The organism is Rhodocaloribacter sp. (assembly GCF_056451265.1).
Window position 1 is genome coordinate 1 of the sequence record NZ_JBWOPL010000066.1, and the last position, 16,817, is coordinate 16,817.

General features: G+C 66.4%; 15 protein-coding genes and 1 pseudogene. 7 read left to right on the forward strand and 9 right to left on the reverse strand.

What is annotated here, in order from left to right; genetic code table 11:
* Window positions 1-845 (forward strand): SDR family NAD(P)-dependent oxidoreductase (locus tag AC1HIY_RS11710; RefSeq protein WP_479576924.1); only part of this gene is annotated, 845 nt, incomplete at its 5' end.
* Here AC1HIY_RS11710 and AC1HIY_RS11715 read toward each other — a convergent pair.
* From AC1HIY_RS11715 to AC1HIY_RS11730, 4 genes are all read right to left on the reverse strand, one after another.
* A complete protein-coding gene (locus AC1HIY_RS11715) occupies window positions 821-1,150 on the reverse strand; it encodes an SCP2 sterol-binding domain-containing protein (protein ID WP_479576925.1) in 330 nt (109 codons plus the stop codon). The two genes, AC1HIY_RS11710 and AC1HIY_RS11715, sit on opposite strands and share 25 nt — an antisense overlap.
* A gap of 56 nt (window positions 1,151-1,206) precedes the next feature.
* Entirely contained in the window at window positions 1,207-2,238 is a 1,032-nt protein-coding gene (locus AC1HIY_RS11720) for an MBL fold metallo-hydrolase (protein ID WP_479576926.1), read from the reverse strand.
* Window positions 2,239-2,304: 66 nt separating this feature from the next.
* On the reverse strand, window positions 2,305-3,120 hold the full coding sequence (locus tag AC1HIY_RS11725; RefSeq protein WP_479576927.1) for a mechanosensitive ion channel family protein: 816 nt from the start codon (window positions 3,118-3,120) through the stop codon (window positions 2,305-2,307).
* Window positions 3,121-3,215: 95 nt separating this feature from the next.
* Window positions 3,216-3,974, reverse strand: a complete 759-nt coding sequence (locus AC1HIY_RS11730) for an acyl-[acyl-carrier-protein] thioesterase (RefSeq protein ID WP_479576928.1) — start codon at window positions 3,972-3,974, stop codon at window positions 3,216-3,218.
* Between the two features lie 517 nt (window positions 3,975-4,491).
* Between AC1HIY_RS11730 and argH the strand changes: the two genes are divergently transcribed.
* Window positions 4,492-5,793, forward strand: a complete 1,302-nt coding sequence (gene argH / locus AC1HIY_RS11735) for an argininosuccinate lyase (RefSeq protein ID WP_479576929.1) — start codon at window positions 4,492-4,494, stop codon at window positions 5,791-5,793.
* 202 nt (window positions 5,794-5,995) lie between these two features.
* Window positions 5,996-8,692: an alpha-amylase family glycosyl hydrolase gene (locus tag AC1HIY_RS11740; protein WP_479576930.1), complete on the forward strand. Its 2,697-nt coding sequence runs from the start codon at window positions 5,996-5,998 to the stop codon at window positions 8,690-8,692.
* 120 nt (window positions 8,693-8,812) lie between these two features.
* On the opposite strand, the gene katG is transcribed toward AC1HIY_RS11740, so the two are convergent.
* A complete protein-coding gene (gene katG, locus AC1HIY_RS11745) occupies window positions 8,813-11,044 on the reverse strand; it encodes a catalase/peroxidase HPI (RefSeq protein ID WP_479576931.1) in 2,232 nt (743 codons plus the stop codon).
* Window positions 11,045-11,497: 453 nt separating this feature from the next.
* Here katG and AC1HIY_RS11750 point away from each other — a divergent pair, with 453 nt between their 5' ends.
* Window positions 11,498-11,707 (forward strand): cold-shock protein, encoded by a 210-nt coding sequence (locus AC1HIY_RS11750; protein ID WP_479576932.1) that lies wholly within the window; start codon window positions 11,498-11,500, stop codon window positions 11,705-11,707.
* 279 nt (window positions 11,708-11,986) lie between these two features.
* Here AC1HIY_RS11750 and AC1HIY_RS11755 read toward each other — a convergent pair whose 3' ends face one another.
* The 3 genes from AC1HIY_RS11755 to queC all read right to left on the reverse strand — a co-directional run bounded on the left by AC1HIY_RS11755 (window position 11,987) and on the right by queC (window position 13,284).
* Window positions 11,987-12,130 (reverse strand): hypothetical protein, encoded by a 144-nt coding sequence (locus AC1HIY_RS11755; RefSeq protein WP_479576933.1) that lies wholly within the window; start codon window positions 12,128-12,130, stop codon window positions 11,987-11,989.
* Window positions 12,131-12,294: 164 nt separating this feature from the next.
* Window positions 12,295-12,501, reverse strand: a complete 207-nt coding sequence (locus tag AC1HIY_RS11760) for a hypothetical protein (protein WP_479576934.1) — start codon at window positions 12,499-12,501, stop codon at window positions 12,295-12,297.
* Window positions 12,502-12,600: 99 nt separating this feature from the next.
* Window positions 12,601-13,284, reverse strand: coding sequence for a 7-cyano-7-deazaguanine synthase QueC (queC, locus tag AC1HIY_RS11765; RefSeq protein WP_479576935.1), 684 nt, complete (start codon window positions 13,282-13,284; stop codon window positions 12,601-12,603).
* Window positions 13,285-13,406: 122 nt separating this feature from the next.
* Here queC and queF point away from each other — a divergent pair, with 122 nt between their 5' ends.
* Window positions 13,407-13,910 carry a preQ(1) synthase gene (gene queF, locus AC1HIY_RS11770; protein ID WP_479576936.1) on the forward strand — a complete coding sequence of 168 codons (504 nt, stop codon included), beginning with the start codon at window positions 13,407-13,409 and terminating at the stop codon, window positions 13,908-13,910.
* Between the two features lie 98 nt (window positions 13,911-14,008).
* The gene (locus AC1HIY_RS11775; protein ID WP_479576937.1) at window positions 14,009-14,986 is read left to right on the forward strand and encodes a tetratricopeptide repeat protein; all 978 of its coding nucleotides are present in this window, start codon (window positions 14,009-14,011) and stop codon (window positions 14,984-14,986) included.
* A 131-nt stretch (window positions 14,987-15,117) separates the two neighbouring features.
* Here AC1HIY_RS11775 and AC1HIY_RS11780 read toward each other — a convergent pair whose 3' ends face one another.
* Entirely contained in the window at window positions 15,118-16,425 is a 1,308-nt protein-coding gene (locus AC1HIY_RS11780) for a Glu/Leu/Phe/Val family dehydrogenase (RefSeq protein WP_479576938.1), read from the reverse strand.
* 191 nt (window positions 16,426-16,616) lie between these two features.
* Here AC1HIY_RS11780 and AC1HIY_RS11785 point away from each other — a divergent pair.
* Window positions 16,617-16,817 (forward strand): annotated as a pseudogene (locus AC1HIY_RS11785) (TrmH family RNA methyltransferase); the annotation flags it as partial.

A 16,817-nucleotide genomic window follows, 5' to 3' on the forward strand; every position in this document is an offset into this window, starting at 1 on the left:
TCACGGGGGCGGCTTCGGGGTTGGGGTTGGCGATGTGCGAATGCCTGGCCGAAGACGGGTGGACGCTCGGCATGGCCGACCGCGACGCGGAGGGACTGACTTCGGCGGCGGAACGCATCGCGGCGGCGGGCGGCGCGCCGATGCCGGTCGTGCTCGACGTGACGGACGCGCAGGCCTTCACCGAGGCCGCCGACGCTTTCGTCGCGCGGGCGGGCGGGGTGGATCTGGTGGTCAACAATGCGGGGCTCGCCGCGGCGGGGTTGTTCGAGGAGACCACCGTCGAAGACTGGGAGGCGCTCGTCGGGGTGAACCTGCTCGGCGTCGTCCACGGGTGCCGGGCGTTCGTGCCTCACCTGCGCCGGGCGGGCGGCGGGCGCCTGCTCAACGTCGCGAGCGCGGCGGCGGTGGCGGCCGGGCCGTACATGACGGTCTATAATGCGACGAAGGCAGGCGTGCTCGCCCTCTCGGAGACCCTCTATTCCGAACTCTACGACGCCGGCATCGGCGTCTCGGTGGCGCTCCCGACGTTCTTCCGGACGAACATCGCCCGCAACCAGCGCGGCGACGAGGTCCACCGGCGGATCACCGCGAAGCTGCTCGAACGCTCCGGCCTCACCGCCCGCGACGCGGCGGAAGCGCTCCTCGACCAGGCGGGGCGCGGCAGGCTCCACCTTCTCTATCCCCGGCGCGCCCGTCTGATCTGGCACTGGAAACGCCTCTTCCCGAAGCATTACCTCCGCGCGATGGTGCGTCAGAGCCGCGCCACCGCCCGCTATCTCGAACGCCTCCGGCTGCGCGAAAACGCCGCTCCGCCGCAGGCTCAGCGCGTGCGGAAGAGCGACTGAAACTTCGTCGCCATCGGGATCGAACCGCTCACCTTCAGCTTGCCCGTCATCATCATCATCATCGGGTTCGCCTTGCCGAGGCTGATGTCGATCCAGTTTTGCGCCGACGTCTTGAGCGTGGTCGTGGGGTTCTCGGCAACGCCCTCCTCGATGGTGAGCTGCTGATCCCTGACGGTCAGCACGTAGTCGCCGCCGCCCTCGCCCGTCAGGTGCAGCTGAAAGACGGCGTCGACGCCCTCGGCCCGCTCGGGCGCGAAGTTTTTCTTGTAGGCTTCAAAGAGATCCTGTATGGTTTCGATGGCCATAGTGTGGGTCGGTTTGTGATGAAAAAGGGTATGCGAAGATACGCGTCGGGGAAGTCTCACGCCGCCCGCCGGTATTGCCACACCGCATCTTCCCGGCGGACGAGGACGCCTTCGCCGACGAGGTATTCGAGGTGCGCGAGCGTCTCGGCGACGGCGAAGCGAAGCTCTTCGGGGTGGAGCGCATCGACGTCGAAGGCCTGCCGGGCCACTTCGTAGACCGTCGCGCCGGGCGTGGCGGCTTCGCGCATGAGGGCGAGTCGTTCGGCGTGGTGCGCCTCGATCTGACGGAGCCGCTCGCGCCAGTTCGTGAAGACGTCGCCGTGGCCGGGCAGGGCGCGGCGCACGTCGAGCCGGTGGAGGCTGCGGAGCGAGGCAAGGTACCGGCGCAGCGGGTCGGGCTCCGCGCCGGGCCAGAGCCCGACGTTCGGCGTGATGTGGGGCAAGACCTGATCGCCGACGAGGAGGAGTCGGTCGGCGGCGTCATAAAAGGCGAGGTGGCCGTCGCTGTGACCGGGCGTGTGGAGGGCCGTGAACCGACGCGCCCCGACGACGAGCGTCTCGCCGTACGCGATGGGCACGACGCGGTCGGGGTGGGGCCGGGTGGCGCGGACCATCCAGTGCATCGTATGCTCGGAGGGCGCGCGTTCGGAGGGCGGCACCCCACACCGGGCGAAGAAGTCGTCCACGGGATCGCGGTCTTCGGAGCGCCAGTCGGTCTGGAAATACGCCCGCGCCAGTTCGTGTTCGCGTGCGGACAGGTGCACCGGCACGTCGCCCTTCGCGCCCGCCGCGCGCGCCTCCGCCTGAAGCCGGCCCGCCATGCCGTAGTGGTCCGGGTGGGCGTGGGTCAGGAGGATGCGTTCGAGCGCTTCGGGGCCGAAGCCGAGCGTGTCCCAGGCTTTTTGCCACGCCGCCGCCGCCTCGGGCGTGTGCAGCCCCGTGTCCACGAGCGCGAAGCCTTCTGCGCCGCGCAAAAGGTAGCATTGCACCGAGCCAAGCCCCTGAAAAGGCACCGGGATCGTCACGCGAAAGATGCCGTCGGCCACTTCCGCCACGGGGTTGTCGGCCTCGGGTGAGCGTCGTCTCATGTCGTAAAAAAGTGTGTTTCGATGACCTGCGGTGGGGGTTGCGGGAGGAAGAACGAAGGACGGCGCTCAGGCTTCGGAGCCGTCGAGGTGGACGTCCATCTGCGGATACGGGATGCCGATGCCGGCGTCGTCGAGGGCCTCCTTGACGACCTCCGTGAGCCTTTCCCGGACGGCGAAATAGTCGGACGGCGGGCACCAGACGCGCACCTCCCAGTCGATGGAAGACGCGCCGAGTTCGACGAGGAAGACCTGCGGGGGGGGCTCTTCGGCCCGTCCCTCGACGCCCAGGGCCGCGCGTTCGAGCACGGCGCGGACCCACTTGAGCTTTGCGCCGTAGTCCGTGCCCACCTTCACGTCCACGCGCCGGAGGGGATGATGGGTGACGTTCTCGATCGTGTCGCCGATGACCTTGCTGTTCGGAATGATGAGCCGCCGGTTGTCCAGGGTGTCGAGCTTCGTGACGAAGAGGTCGATCTCGTGCACGAGGCCGGTGCGCCCCGCCACCGACACGACGTCGCCCACCCGGAAGGGCCGAAACAGGAGCAAGAGCACGCCCGCGGCGAAGTTCGAGAGCGTGCCCTGAAAGGCGAGCCCGACGGCCAGCCCCGCCGCCCCGAGGACGGCGATGAAGCTCGTCGTCTCGATGCCGAAAAGCTCCAGCGAAGCGAGCACGGCGAAGATCATCACGAGCCACCCGGCCATGTTCGAGAAAAACGCGACGAGGGTCGGGTCCACGGCGGTTTTGCCGAGTCCTTTACGCATGCCGCGCCGGACCCACTTCGACACGATCCAGCCGCCGATGAGCAAAAAGATGCCGCCGATGACGTTCAGCGCATAGACGGTGACGAGGTCGAGGATGCTTTCAATCCAGGGAGTGTCCATGAGGGGGAAGATCAGGGGAAGAGGGATGGTTCCTCCATGTACCCGCCGGGACGGAAACGGCTCCGGAGAGCGGAGGATTTGACGGAAACCCGGCGTCAGTCATCGGCGACCCACTGCGTGCGCGCCACGGCCACCTCGCGCCCGTCCGCCTCGCGGCAGAGGCGATGCCAGAAGACGCCCGTCTCCGCGTCTTCCGTTCCGGCCCGCGCGAGGACGAGGTCGTCATAATGGGTCTCGGCGCGGAGGTGGATCTGCAGGTCGGCGAGCCGGTGCGCTTCGATGAACGCCGGCGGCATCGTCTCGACGGCCCACGCCACGTACTGCACGTTGTTGACGTGTCCGTTGAGGTCGAGGTCGCCGTATCGGACGCGGAACCGGCGCTCGAAGGCGTCGACGTCGGGCGGGCGGAGGCGGGGGAAGGTGTCGTCGAGGGCGCGGGGGCGGTCGGGGAAGGAGAGGGCGCGGAAGAAGGCGGGCAGGCGCATGGGGCGTCGGCGCGCCAGGTCGATGGTGACCCACCCGCTCGTGGCGCGGGCGAGAAGGCGATCGGCAGCGTCGTGAAGGAGGAACTCGCGCGTGGCGAAGAGGCCGTTTTGCCCGGAGGGCCACGTCGTCAGCCGGACCTCGTCGCGCCAGCGCGGCAGCGCGTCGATACTCAGGTGCAGGCGCGAGAGCACCCACGTCAGATTGCGTTCGACGAGATGCTCGATGGAGAAGCCCAGGGCCTGCGCGTGGCCGCTCGCCGCCGTTTCGAAGTAGTGGCAGAGCGTCTCCACGGAGGCGCGCCCGCTCGGCTCCACCTCATACGAACGCACGCGGAACGTCTCGGTCCACGGAGTGATGGTCTCGGGCATAGCAAGAATTTCCGGGAAAAGAGCAGGAGGAAACGGGAATATATCACCGCTTCACACGCTCGCGCATAAAGGAATGAAAAAAAAGCCTCGGGATACGCCGGAGCACGGGGGTGCGCCGTAGCGCCGTCAAGCATGCCGATGCGCTGCCGCCCCCTTTTGAACTCCGCCTTCATTATCGCGTTGGTCCATCGGATGGATGCCACGGCCATGAGCCACAGGGAGCTTGAAACGGCAAGGACGAGCTCCATGCCGTCGAACCATCGACGCGCGTTTCGTACCCGCCATACGCTTCGAACGGGTCTGCTCGAGCGTGACGGACGCATGACAACTTGCACTTTTCAGCGTATGCCGCGTACAGACAAGCCCTCGACGGGTCAACATCGCCGAACCTCGAAGTCATGCCCGTTCCCCATGGGCGTGTTCGTGCTTTCCGAGCGGCGCCCTCTATGCCCCTACCATGGCATATCCCGGGAAAAGAGCCCTTCTTCCTGACATCATGAACCAAGAGAAACCAACCATGCTCTGGCAAAAAGACACACGCGTCGCGGACTGGGTGACGCGCTTCACGGTAGGTGAGGACTACCGGTGGGACACCCTCCTGCTCCCGTACGACATCACGGGCACGCGCGGGCAGGCGTGGGCGCTCATGGAGATCGGCGTGCTCTCGCTCGAAGAATACACGCACGTCGAAGAAGCCCTCGGCGAACTCGCGGCGGCGGTGGAAGCAGGCGAGGTGGTGGTGAGCCCGGCGGACGAGGACTGCCACACCGTCATCGAGCAGTACCTGACCGAGCGCCTCGGAGAGGTGGGGAAAAAGATTCACACCGGGCGTTCGCGGAACGATCAGGTGCTCACGGCGCTCCGCCTCTTTTTGCGCGAGCACCTCCGCGCCCTCGGCGGGAAGACCGCCGCGCTCGCCGGCCTCCTGTGCGACCTCGGCGAGGCGTACGACGACGCCCTGATGCCGGGTTATACGCATCTCCAGCGCGCCATGCCGACGACCGCCGGGCTCTGGGCGATGGGCTATGCCGAAGGCCTCGCCTCCGACCTCGACGCGCTCCGCCACGCCTTCGCGCAGATCAACGTCTCGCCGCTCGGCAGCGCGGCGGGCTACGGCGTGCCCTACCTCGAACTGCCCCGCGAGGCCGTCGCCGCGCGCCTGGGCTTCGACGGCGTGCAGACGCACGTGACGGCGGTGCAGCTCTCGCGCGGCAAGCTCGAAGCGCACCTCTCGCACGCGCTCGTGCAGGTCGCCGCCACGGTCAACCGCCTCGCCTCGGACCTCGTGCTGTTCAACACCGCCGAGTTCGGCTTCGTGTCGCTTCCGGCGGAATACTGCACGGGCAGCAGCATCATGCCGCAGAAGCAGAACCCCGACGTGCTCGAACTCGCGCGCGCCACGTATCACCGGCTCCTGGCCGAGTTGCAGGTGCTCCTCACGCTCCCGGCCAACCTGCCCTCGGGCTACCACCGCGATCTTCAGCTCACGAAAGAGGCCGTCATGCGGAGCGTGCTCCTGAGCCACGACCTCCTCACGGCCATGAACCACCTCCTGCCCGGCGTCCGCTTCGACCGCGAGCGGATGGCGGCCGCGTGCACGCCCGAGCTCTTCGCCACGGCGCGCGCGCTCGAACGGGTGCGCGCCGGAGTGCCGTTCCGCGAAGCCTACCGCGAGGCCGCCCGCGCCCTCCCGACCCTCACCGCGCCCGAAGCCGACGCCGCCCTCGCCGCATATGGGGTCGCGGGCTTCCCCGGCCGCGCCCGCCCCGACCTCGTGCGCCGGGCGCTCGACCGACACGCCGAGTGGATCGGGAGGTGAGGAACGCACGGGGCGACTCATCGCGAGCCGGGACGTTCGCAGGGCAACGCGCGCAGAGGATGCGCGACGCCCCCCGTCGGCCTCCGGGTCGAAAATCGCGTCCCTTCACCTATATTATCGTCGCCGACCGCCGATACCCCCCACGCCGGGAACGCCCCCGTTCCGGCGCTTCGCTCCCCGTTTCCCCAAAGCACGTGAACGGATGGACCTCTCGATGCGACCGCTCCTCCTCTTTCTCCTCGCCCTCTCCACCGGCGCGCACGCGCAGCCGCTTACCGACGCCGCCCGCCTTCAGGGCTATGCGCATGAGGACGGCGTGACGCGCTTCGTCTTCGACGCCGGGCTGTACGGCGTCGCGCCCGAGCGGGTGGTGGTGACGGGCGCGTTCCGAAGCTGGGATGCGAACATGGATCTGCCCGCGTGGCAACTCGCGCCGCACCCCACGGCGGACGGCGTGTGGACGCTCGCCGTGCCAAACGAGGACTACGCCGCCATCGCCCCGGCGACGCCGTTCAAGTTCCGCATCGACGACGGCGTGTGGCTCGATCCGCCCGTCGCCGCTCCGAACGTCGAGGGCGGCAACCTCGTCTTCCTCTACGGCGTCGACCCGCCCGCGCTGAAGGCGGAGATCGCCGGGCCGCGGGCCGTCTGGACCGCCGTCTCCGGCGACGGCGTCGCCCGCCCGCTCGACCCGGAAGCCTACCGCCTCACCAATGCCCGCGGCGACGAAATCCCCCTCGCCCGCGTCCTCCCGAACACCGCCGACCGGACGCTCCTCGTCCCCTCCTTCGAACTCGACTGGCGACGCGTCTATTTCCTCGAAATCCCCGCCCTCGACCTCCGCACACGCGTCCGCCGCGATCCGTATTTCCGCACCCTCTTCTCCGACGAGGAACTCGGCGCGAACATGAATGAAGACGGCAGCGTGACCACGTTCCGGCTCTTCGCCCCCCGCGCCGACCGCGTCGAGCTCTATCTCTACCTTTATCCCGATCAGTCGCCCGAGGAAGCCGACGCCGTCCTCACCATGAGCCGCCGCCCCGACGGCGTGTGGGAGACCACGCAGCCCGGCGACCACCACGGCGTGTACTACGACTTCCGCGTCTACGGCCCGGACGATCCGGGGAACGCCTTCTACGACACCGACCCCGTTCAGATCAGCGACCCGTATGCGCGCGTGAGCGTGGACTCGTTCGGCAAGAGCCGCGTCTGGCATCGGATCGAACCCGCCGAGCCGCTTCCCGGCGGGCGTCCGAAGATGGAGGACGTGGTCGCCTACGAAGTGCACGTTCAGGATTTCACCGACCTGCTTCCGGTCGAAGACGACCTCAAAGGCACGATCCCGGCGATGGTCGCGCCCGGCCTGACGAACAGCCGCGGCGAACCCGTCGGCTTCGACTACCTCGTGGACCTCGGCGTGAACGTCGTCCACCTGATGCCGGTGCAGGAATTCCTTCACTACCCCGACGAGGAGTGGCAGGCCGCCTTCGCCGACGACCCCTTCGCCATCGAGCAGGGCATCGACCGGGAAAACTACCAGTGGGGCTATCGGACCACGCACGCCTTCGCCGTCGAGACGCGCTATCGCAAGCGCGGCACGGAGCACGGCGCCCAGCGCGAACAGTTCCGCAACCTCGTGCAGGCCTTCCACAAGGCCGGCCTCGCCGTCATCATCGACGTCGTCCCCAACCACACGGGCGAGAACATGGACGGGCGAAACTACCTCTTCACGTTCAATGCGATCGACCGGCCCTACTATTTCCGCACCGACGAGGCCCTCGACCACATCGGCCCCTTCGGCAATGAGGTCAAAACCGAGGATCGGCCGATGACGCAACGCTGGCTCCTCGATCAGCTTCGCCACTTCGTCGACGCCTTCGGCGTGGACGGCTTCCGCATCGACCTCGCCGGGCAGATCGACGAGCAGACGCTCCGCTGGGTGAAGGCGCAGCTCCCGGACGACCTCATCCTCTACGGAGAGCCGTGGATCGACGCGAGCGACCCCGAGGTGCGCGCCAACCCGGACTGGGACTGGTACAAGGAGGATGCGCCCATCACGTTTTTTCAGGATGCCACGCGCGACGCCTTCATCGGCTCGCCCTTCCGGCTCAAAGACCAGACGACCGACCGGGGCTTTGCCGGCGGCAACGGCGCCCTCCGCGAAGCCGCCATGCGGGCGCTCGCCAACGCGTACCCCGAAGAGGCCGCCTCCCCGAACCGGGGCATCGCCTACCTCGACATCCACGACAACTGGACCCTGGCCGACCGCTTCGCCACACACGACTGGAACGGCAACGAAGGCGTGGACGCCGGGCCGTACAAGATCGCCGCCGGACTGCTCTTCACGACCGTCGGCCCCGTCGTGATCCACGGCGGCTCGGAGATGATGCGGAGCAAGGGCGTCGCCCCGATCGAGGCCGTCGAGAAGGCGACGGCGAGCGGTCCGATCTATTTCAAGGGCCGGGAGGACACGTACAACCTCCGGCGGCCCAACGAATTCGTCTGGGAGAACGTCGGGCGGAGCGACGGGCCGAACGACTATGCGAACATGCGGGCCTACTGGAAAGGGCTGATCGCCTTCCGCATGAGCGACTACGGCAAGGTCTTCCGCACGGCCGAGCCCGTCCCGGAGGGCTACTACCGGTGGATCCTCCCGGAGAACGACCGCCTCCTCGGCTACCTCGTCGATGAACGGGTGCTCGTGCTCGTCAACACCGACGCCGAGACGCAGACCTTCGAGGACGTGGCGCTCCCCGCCGGCGCGTGGCGGCTCATCGCCGACGGCGACCGCGTGGACCACGAAGCCGGCGTCGAAGGGCCGGACGCCATGCTGACCGGGGACGCCGCCGTCACCCTCACCCTCCCGCCGACGAGCCTGAAGATCTGGGTGCGGGAATGAGACCGGAAGCCCACAGAGGCGGCGCCGGCGCAGCCCCCCTGCTCTTTCGTTGAAACGAACGGAGGAACCAACGCCGGCGCCCGGGGCGACGCCCTGCCGGAGGCATCGAGGCCGAGAAGGTCATGAACGGGTCAGGTCGAAGCGATCCAGGTTCATCACCTTGTTCCACGCGGCCGCGAAGTCATGCACGAACTTCTCCCGGCTGTCGTCCTGGGCGTAGAACTCCGAGATCGCCCGCAGTTCAGCGTTCGAACCGAAGATCAGATCCGCCCGCGTGCCGGTCCACTTGACCTCGCCGGTGGCCCGGTCCCGTCCCTCGAACAGGTTCTCCTCCTCTGAGGCGGGGGTCCACTCCGTGCCCATATCGACCAGGTTGACGAAGAAGTCGTTGGTGAGGGCCTCCGGACGTTCGGTGAAGACGCCGTGCCGGGAGCCACCGAAGTTGGCATTCAGGGCCCGAAGCCCCCCGACCAGCACCGTCATTTCCGGCGCGGTCAGGGTCAGGAGCTGGGCCCGGTCGATGAGCCACTCTTCCGGCCGAAGCGCCTCGCATCCGGGTTTGACGTAGTTGCGGAAGCCATCCATGAACGGCTCCAGGTAGGCAAAGGAGTCTACGTCCGTCTGTTCCGGGGAGGCGTCCATGCGGCCCGGGGTGAAGGGGACGGCAAGGTCATACCCGGCCCGCTTCGCGGCCTCTTCCACGGCCGCACAGCCGCCCAGCACGATCAGGTCGGCCAGAGAGACCTTCTTGCCATCCGTGGCGGAGTCGTTGAATGCGGTCCGGATCTGCTCCAGCGTCGTCAGCACCCGGGCCAGTTGGTCGGGCTGATTCACCTCCCAATCCTTCTGCGGCGCAAGACGAATGCGGGCGCCGTTGGCCCCGCCCCGCTTGTCCGAGTTGCGGAAGGTGGAGGCCGATGCCCACGCGGTGTAGACCAGTTCCGAGATCGAAAGCCCCGAATGAAGGATCTGCTCCTTGAGGCCGGCGACGTCCCCGTCATCGATCAGCGAGTGATCGACGGGCGGGATCGGGTCCTGCCAGATGAGGTCTTCGTCGGGGACTTCGGGGCCGAGATAGCGCGCACGGGGTCCCATGTCGCGATGGATCAGCTTGAACCAGGCCCGGGCGAAGGCATCGGCGAACGCCTCCGGGTTCTCATGGAACCGTTTGGAGATGGGCCCATAGATGGGGTCCATCCGCAGGGCCAGGTCCGTGGTCAACATGATGGGTTTGTGTCGTTTGGCGGGATCGTGGGCATCGGGCACCAGATCCGCCGTATCCGGGTCGGTGGGCACCCACTGCCAGGCTCCGGCCGGGCTCTTCTCCAGGTTCCAGTCATAGCGAAACAGGAGGTCGAAGAAGCTGTTGTCCCAGCGGGTGGGGGTCGGAGTCCACGCGCCTTCCAGGCCGCTGGTGATGGTGTCCGCCCCCTTGCCGGCGCCGTAGCTGTTCTTCCAGCCCAGGCCCTGCTCCTCGATGGGGGCGGCCTCGGGTTCCGGACCGACGTACTTGCCGGGATCGGCGGCGCCGTGGCATTTTCCGAAGGTGTGCCCGCCGGCGATGAGCGCCACGGTTTCCTCGTCGTCCATGGCCATGCGTTTAAAACTCTCCCGGATGTCTTTCGCGGCCGCCAGCACATTCGGTTCGCCGTTGGGCCCCTCCGGATTCACGTAGATCAGGCCCATCTGCACGGCAGCCAGGGGATTCTCCAGGTCCCGCTCGCCCCGGTGGCGCTGATCCCCCAGCCACTCGGTCTCGGGGCCCCAGTAGATGTCCTCCTCCGGTTCCCAGATGTCCTCGCGTCCGCCGCCGAAGCCGAAGGTCTTGAACCCCATGGCCTCATAAGCGCAGTTCCCGGCCAGGATGATCAGATCCGCCCAGGAGATCTTGTTTCCGTATTTCTTCTTGATGGGCCAGAGCAGCCGACGCGCCTTGTCCAGGTTCACGTTGTCGGGCCAGCTGTTGACGGGGGCAAAACGCTGATTGCCGGCGCCGCCGCCGCCCCGCCCATCCTGAACGCGATAGGTGCCTGCGCTGTGCCAGGCCATGCGGATGAACAGAGGGCCATAATGTCCATAATCGGCCGGCCACCACTCCTGGGGCTCGGTCATCAGCGCGAAGAGATCTTCCTTGAGGGCGTAATAGTCGAGTTCGTTGAACGCTTCGGCGTAATTGAAGTCGTCGTCCAGGGGTTGGATGACCGGGGTGTTCTGATGGAGGATCTTGAGGTTCAACTTGTTCGGCCACCAGTCCCGAATCAATGTGCCTCCGATAGTGGTGGGCCTGCGGGCTCCACTCGTCACCGGGCATTTGCCGTGTCCACTCACGTTCTTCTCCTTTGAGGTTGGCATTCTTTGACCGCAGCGATCAGCCGCCGGGGGCGGACCGCCGCTGGTAAGAAGCTACAGAAACCCCGACAGGGAGGCAACCCCGGAGAGCCGCCCGCCCGGAACGAGGAGCGCCTCCACAGCGCCTCCTTCCGGAGCCGGACGCACAGGGCGCGAACCTTCCTCCCGCCGGCCCCCGGCAAGCCGCTTAACGCCCTCGGACGGCTTCGGCGCGCGTGAGGCTCCGGAAAGTCGAACCGACGATCCGGGGCACGGCCCGTCATGATCAAAGCCGACCGTTTCTCAGTCCTGTGTTTTATTTGCGCCGCGCATGAACCTCTCGTTCCATCGCGCGTTGAACTCTTTCAAACACATCAAAAAACACCTCGCTGACACCACGTCTTTGCACCCTGTTCCAAACGTGTTACAGGTTGATTCTGATACCGGCGTTCAGTGAAAAACACAACGTACAACACAATGGCACAAGGTAAAGTGAAATGGTTCAACGCCGAAAAAGGATTCGGCTTCATCGAACCGAGCGACGGGAGCAAAGATGTTTTCGTGCACCGCAACAACGTTGAAGGCCTCGGCTGGGATGACGGTCTCCGTGATGGAGAAGAAGTAGAATATGAAGTCGAGCGCACTCCCAAGGGATTGAGCGCGGCGAACGTGCAGCGAGTGGACTAACAAGCCCATTCGGGGTAAAATCCCCTGCAAATACTGTAACAGAAAAGCCCGGCCCCTGCGGTCGGGCTTTTCTGTTTTGCGCCTGTCCCAGAGCGATCTTCAGGGTTTATTTTGAAGCATAAGAGACGGTTGAAATTTCGACACACCACGCTTGATGGCAAAGTCGCCCGTGGCATATGAAGAGAAGCTCTTGATGGCGCCTGTCGCCCAAGCGGTTAGCCGTCCACGAAACGGGTTGACGCCTGTTGTTGCATGACGGGACGCGGAGGAATCGCAGGCTCATTGATCATGCGGGGGCCGTCGTTCTTCCGGAAGCGTCGTGACACGGTCGATCTGCCACCCGACAATGACCACGTTTTCTGCGGTGCGCCACGCAATGGACACGACGATCACCCGGTGGACGAACGAGGTGAAACGCTTCATGAGCCCGGGTCCGGACCGGAACGGTAAAACCGCCGGGCACGGGCAGGCACCCTTCACCGCGTCGATGGAAACGTCCGGGAGGCGGCGGACCGGGTGAGAGCGCCGCCCACCCGAAGGGGCGGCACGAGCGCGGGCGGACAACCGCCTCGGACAAGGAGCACGCCTTAGAACGTCAGGTCGATGTGGGGGGCGGCAGAGGCTTCAGACGAGGGTCGTCCGTCGGCGCGATAGACGGCGAGCGAGGGCCGCTCCTTCCGCGCGCGGCGCTTCCGGGGCTTGCGGCGGGGCGGCGGCTCGTGATGCCGCCGGTCGGCTTCGGCCTGCACCCACATCACTCCGGTGGGAGATGATATTTTGTCGGAACGCATCATAGGGTTCGAGATCAAGCGACTTTAACGAAAGTATCGACGCCTTCTATCGCCCCTTAAACGCTTTGCCGACGGATGTTTAGCTCCGGCCTCCGAAAACATTCAGAGCCACCCTTTCGCCTTCGCCTCCTCGTAGCCCTTCGCGCGGAGGAGAGAGGCCGGGTTGTCGAGCTTGCCGTAGCCCCATTCGTTCCACGTCGAGCGGTCGCCGTTGTAATCGGTGTGGGAAAGTTCTCGCACGACGTCGAGCACGCCGAGGTCGGCGGCCAGCTTCCACGTCTCGGCCTTGGTCCGATGCATGAGCGGCGTGTGGATACGGACCTCGGCGGGAAGCGCGAGCGAGAGCGCCGTCTCCATGGCGTCGATGAAGTCGCGGCGACAGTCGGGGTAGCCGGAGTAGTCCGTCTGGCACATGCCGCCGACGAGGTCGGTGATGCCTCGCGTGAAGGCGCGGCTCGCGGCGAGCGTCAGGAAGAGGGCGTTGCGTCCCGGCACGAACGACGCCGGCAACTCCGGCGCGCGCTCGTGCGCTGCGGAGACGTCCCTGTCGTGCTCCGTGAGCGCCGATCCCCGGAGCGTGCCCCGGATGTCCATGACCTCGAACGGCGCCCCCGCCCGCTCCGCGATGAGCGCCGCCTGTTCCAACTCGACGCGGTGCTTCTGCCCGTAATCGAAGCCGAGGGCCTCCACGCGGGCAAAGCGCGCTTTTGCCCAGAACAGACAGGTGGTCGAATCCTGCCCGCCGGAGAAGAGCACCAGCGCCGGACGGTCGAGGGTCGTATCCATGAGCAGAGGGGAAGGATCGTGAAAAGCGCCCGCACCCGAGAGGCGCCCTTCGCCAAGAACTTCGGATGCGAAAGAAGGTTCAAGCACCCCGCTTTTATCGTCAAGCACCGCACGAAAGATCCATGGGCACGGAGCATCACGACCCGACGGCCGAGCTCGAAGCGCTTCAGGCACAGGCGCTCGAACACACGCGCCGCTCGCTCGAACACATGGCGCGCCACGGCATCCGCCCCGAGGACCGATTCGGGCTCTTTCTCCCGCCCGAAACGCGACAGGCCGAGATTCACCGGCTTGCCTATCCGCACGCGGCCCGGCAGGTGGTGGTCTATGAAACGGAAAAGGGGGAGTTTTCGGCGCTCTGCCCCTTCTCGGGCCTGCCGGACTACGGAACGGTGCGCGTGGAATACGTGCCGGGAAGCTGGATCCTCGAGCTGAAGAGCCTGAAGTATTACCTCCTCTCGTGGCGAAACATCGGGGCGGCGCAGGAGGACATCACGGCGCTCATGTACGAGGACCTGATGCGCCACCTCGAAGACCCCGACTACCTCGTGCTCACGACCGACTATAACGTGCGCGGCGGCATCCACACGACGTGCACCATCGACAGCCGCAAACAGGGGACATAAACGGAGAATCCTTTTTTAAAGGAGGACCCTTTTTGCAAAAATCATCGTCCGTGGCGTAGCATGGGGAAACGACCTTCCCACCCGCCCGACCCCCGACGATGCCCGCACGCCCGCTCGCCGTCCTCGCCCTCGCCGTCCTCCTGAGCGCCTGCGCCCCGCGCGCGGAAGATAACGCCGAGGCGCCGCCCGACCCCGCGCCTGCCGCCATGCCGGAGGCGACCTCGCTCCTCGGCACGCCGCTCTACCTCCCCGAGCGCCCGCCCGAACGGCAAGCCGCCCTCGAAGCCGACCTCGCCGAGGCCCGCGCCGCCTACGAGGCCGACCCCGACGACCTCGAACGCATCGTCTGGCTCGGACGACGCACCGCCTACCTCTGGCGCTATCACGACGCCATCGCCGTCTTCACCGAGGGGCTCGCTAAATACCCGGATGAGCCGCACCTCCTCCGCCACCGGGGACACCGCTATATCTCCATCCGAGACTTCGACCGCGCCGTGGCCGACCTCGAACGCGCCGCCGCCGCGATCGAAGGGACCGAGGACGAGATCGAGCCGGACGGACAGCCGAATGCGGCGGGCATCCCCACGAGCACCCTCCACACGAACATTTATTATCACCTCGGCCTGGCCCACTACCTTCTCGGCGACTTCGACGAGGCCCGGGCCGCCTTCCAGAAATGCCGCGACGCCGCAACGAACGACGACATGTACGTGGCCGCCGCCGACTGGCTGTACATGACGCTCCGCCGCCTCGGACGCGACGACGAAGCCGCCGCCGTGCTCGAGCCCATCACCGCCGACATGGAACTGCTCGAGAACCACGTCTACCACCGGCGCTTGCTCATGTACAAAGGGCTCCTCACACCCGAGACGCTCCTCCACGTGGACGACGAGGCGGACGCCGACCTGACCTTCGCCACGCAGGGCTACGGCGTTGGAAACTGGTATCTGTACAACGGCGAGCCGGAGCGGGCGAAGGCGATCTTCGAGCGCGTACTCGAGACCAACTACTGGCCCGCCTTCGGCTACATCGCCGCCGAGGCCGACCTCAAGCGCATGACCGAGGCGAGGCCCTGACGCCCCCCCTTTTGCAAAGGATGCCTGTCCGGGATGGTCCGCCTCACAAAAACCTTTTTCTTCTCGCCCTCCTGGCCGCCCACGTCCTCCCGGCGCGGGCGAAGAACCGGGAACGCGCTCCGAAGGACGCCTCAGGCATAGATGCCGCGGATGCGGAGGGCGCTGGCGACCTTGTCGATGGCGAGCACGTACGCCCCGATGCGCAGCGTGACGTCGTACTGTGCGGCGGCGTCGTACACGTTGTCGAAGGCGGCGCGCATCATGCGGTCGAGCCGTCGGTTCACGCGGTCGATGCTCCAGTAGTAGCCCTGGCGATTCTGGACCCATTCGAAGTACGAAACCGTCACGCCGCCCGCGTTGGCGAGAATGTCCGGGATGACGAGCGAACCGTTCTCCTTGAGGATGGCGTCGGCGGCGGGGGTCGTCGGGCCGTTGGCGCCCTCGGCAATGATCTTCGCCTTGATGTCCGGCGCATTGCTCTGGGTGATCTGGTCCTCCTTCGCCGCCGGCACGAGCACGTCCACCTCGAGCGTGAGCAGTTCCTCGTTCGAGATCGGATCGGCGTTCGGATAGCCTTCGAGCAGGCGGTTGTTTTTCGCCGCGTAGTCCATCATCGCCTGAACGTCGAGGCCGTTCGCGTTATAATAGCCGCCCGTCACGTCGCTCACGGCGACGATCTTGCAGCCCTGCTCGGCCAGCAGTTGCGCGCCGATGGACCCGACGTTGCCGAAGCCCTGCACGGCCACGGTGCACTCGGACGGACGCAGGCCCAGGCGTTCCATCGCCGAGAGCGTGACGGTCATCACGCCGCGTCCGGTGGCTTCGCGGCGCCCCGGCGAGCCGCCGAGGATGAGCGGCTTGCCCGTGACGACGGCGTTGGCCGTGCGGCGCGCGTGCATCGAATACGTGTCGAGGATCCACGCCATGATCTGATCGTTCGTGTTCATGTCCGGCGCGGGGATGTCGCGGTCCGGGCCGAAGACGTCGAGCAGGTTGGCCGTATAGCGGCGCGTGAGGCGTTCGAGTTCTCCGGGGCTCATCTTGCGGGGGTTGCAGATGACGCCCCCCTTGGCGCCGCCGAAGGGCACCCCGATGACGGCGCACTTCCACGTCATCCATGCCGCGAGCGCCTTCACCTCGTCCACCGTCACGTCCGGCGCATACCGGATGCCGCCCTTCGAGGGACCGAGGATCTCGTTGTGGATCACGCGGATGCCCTCGAAGACCTTCATCCGACCGTCGTCGAGCGTCACGGGGATGGCCGTGATGTGGATGCGCGAAGGCGTGGTGAGGTACTCGTAAAAGCCGGGGTCGAGCTCGAGAATCTGCGCGGCGACGTCAAAGCGCTTGACCATCGCCTCGAAGGGGTTCTCGTGATCACGGATGGGCGCGGGCTCTTTGTAGACGGCCCGCTCGTACACGTTGCGGTTGAATGGCATGGGTTCGTACCGTGGGCTGAAAAAGAGGACGACCGGAAGGGCTTCCGAACGGCCATCCATAGAGAATATCGCGGCTGAGAGAGGAGACTAAAAAATCAGGGGTTCGGAATAGCGTGCAAAGGTACGGACGCCGTCCGAAATTCGTATGCGAAGACCGTTCGAATCTTCGAAAGAGAACACGAGAAGAGATGATGAAGGAACGCCGGCGTAAAGAGATCGCATCGCTGTCGCGGCGGAAGGGGCGGGAACGTCTCGGACAGATGCTCCTCGAAGGGGTGCGCTCGGTGGAGGCGGCCGTGCAGGCGGGCGCGCCGCTCGTCGAGGTGATCGTCACGGAGGCGGCGCAGGCCGAGGCGCGCGTGCGGGCGCTTCTGGCGCGGACGGACGCGCCG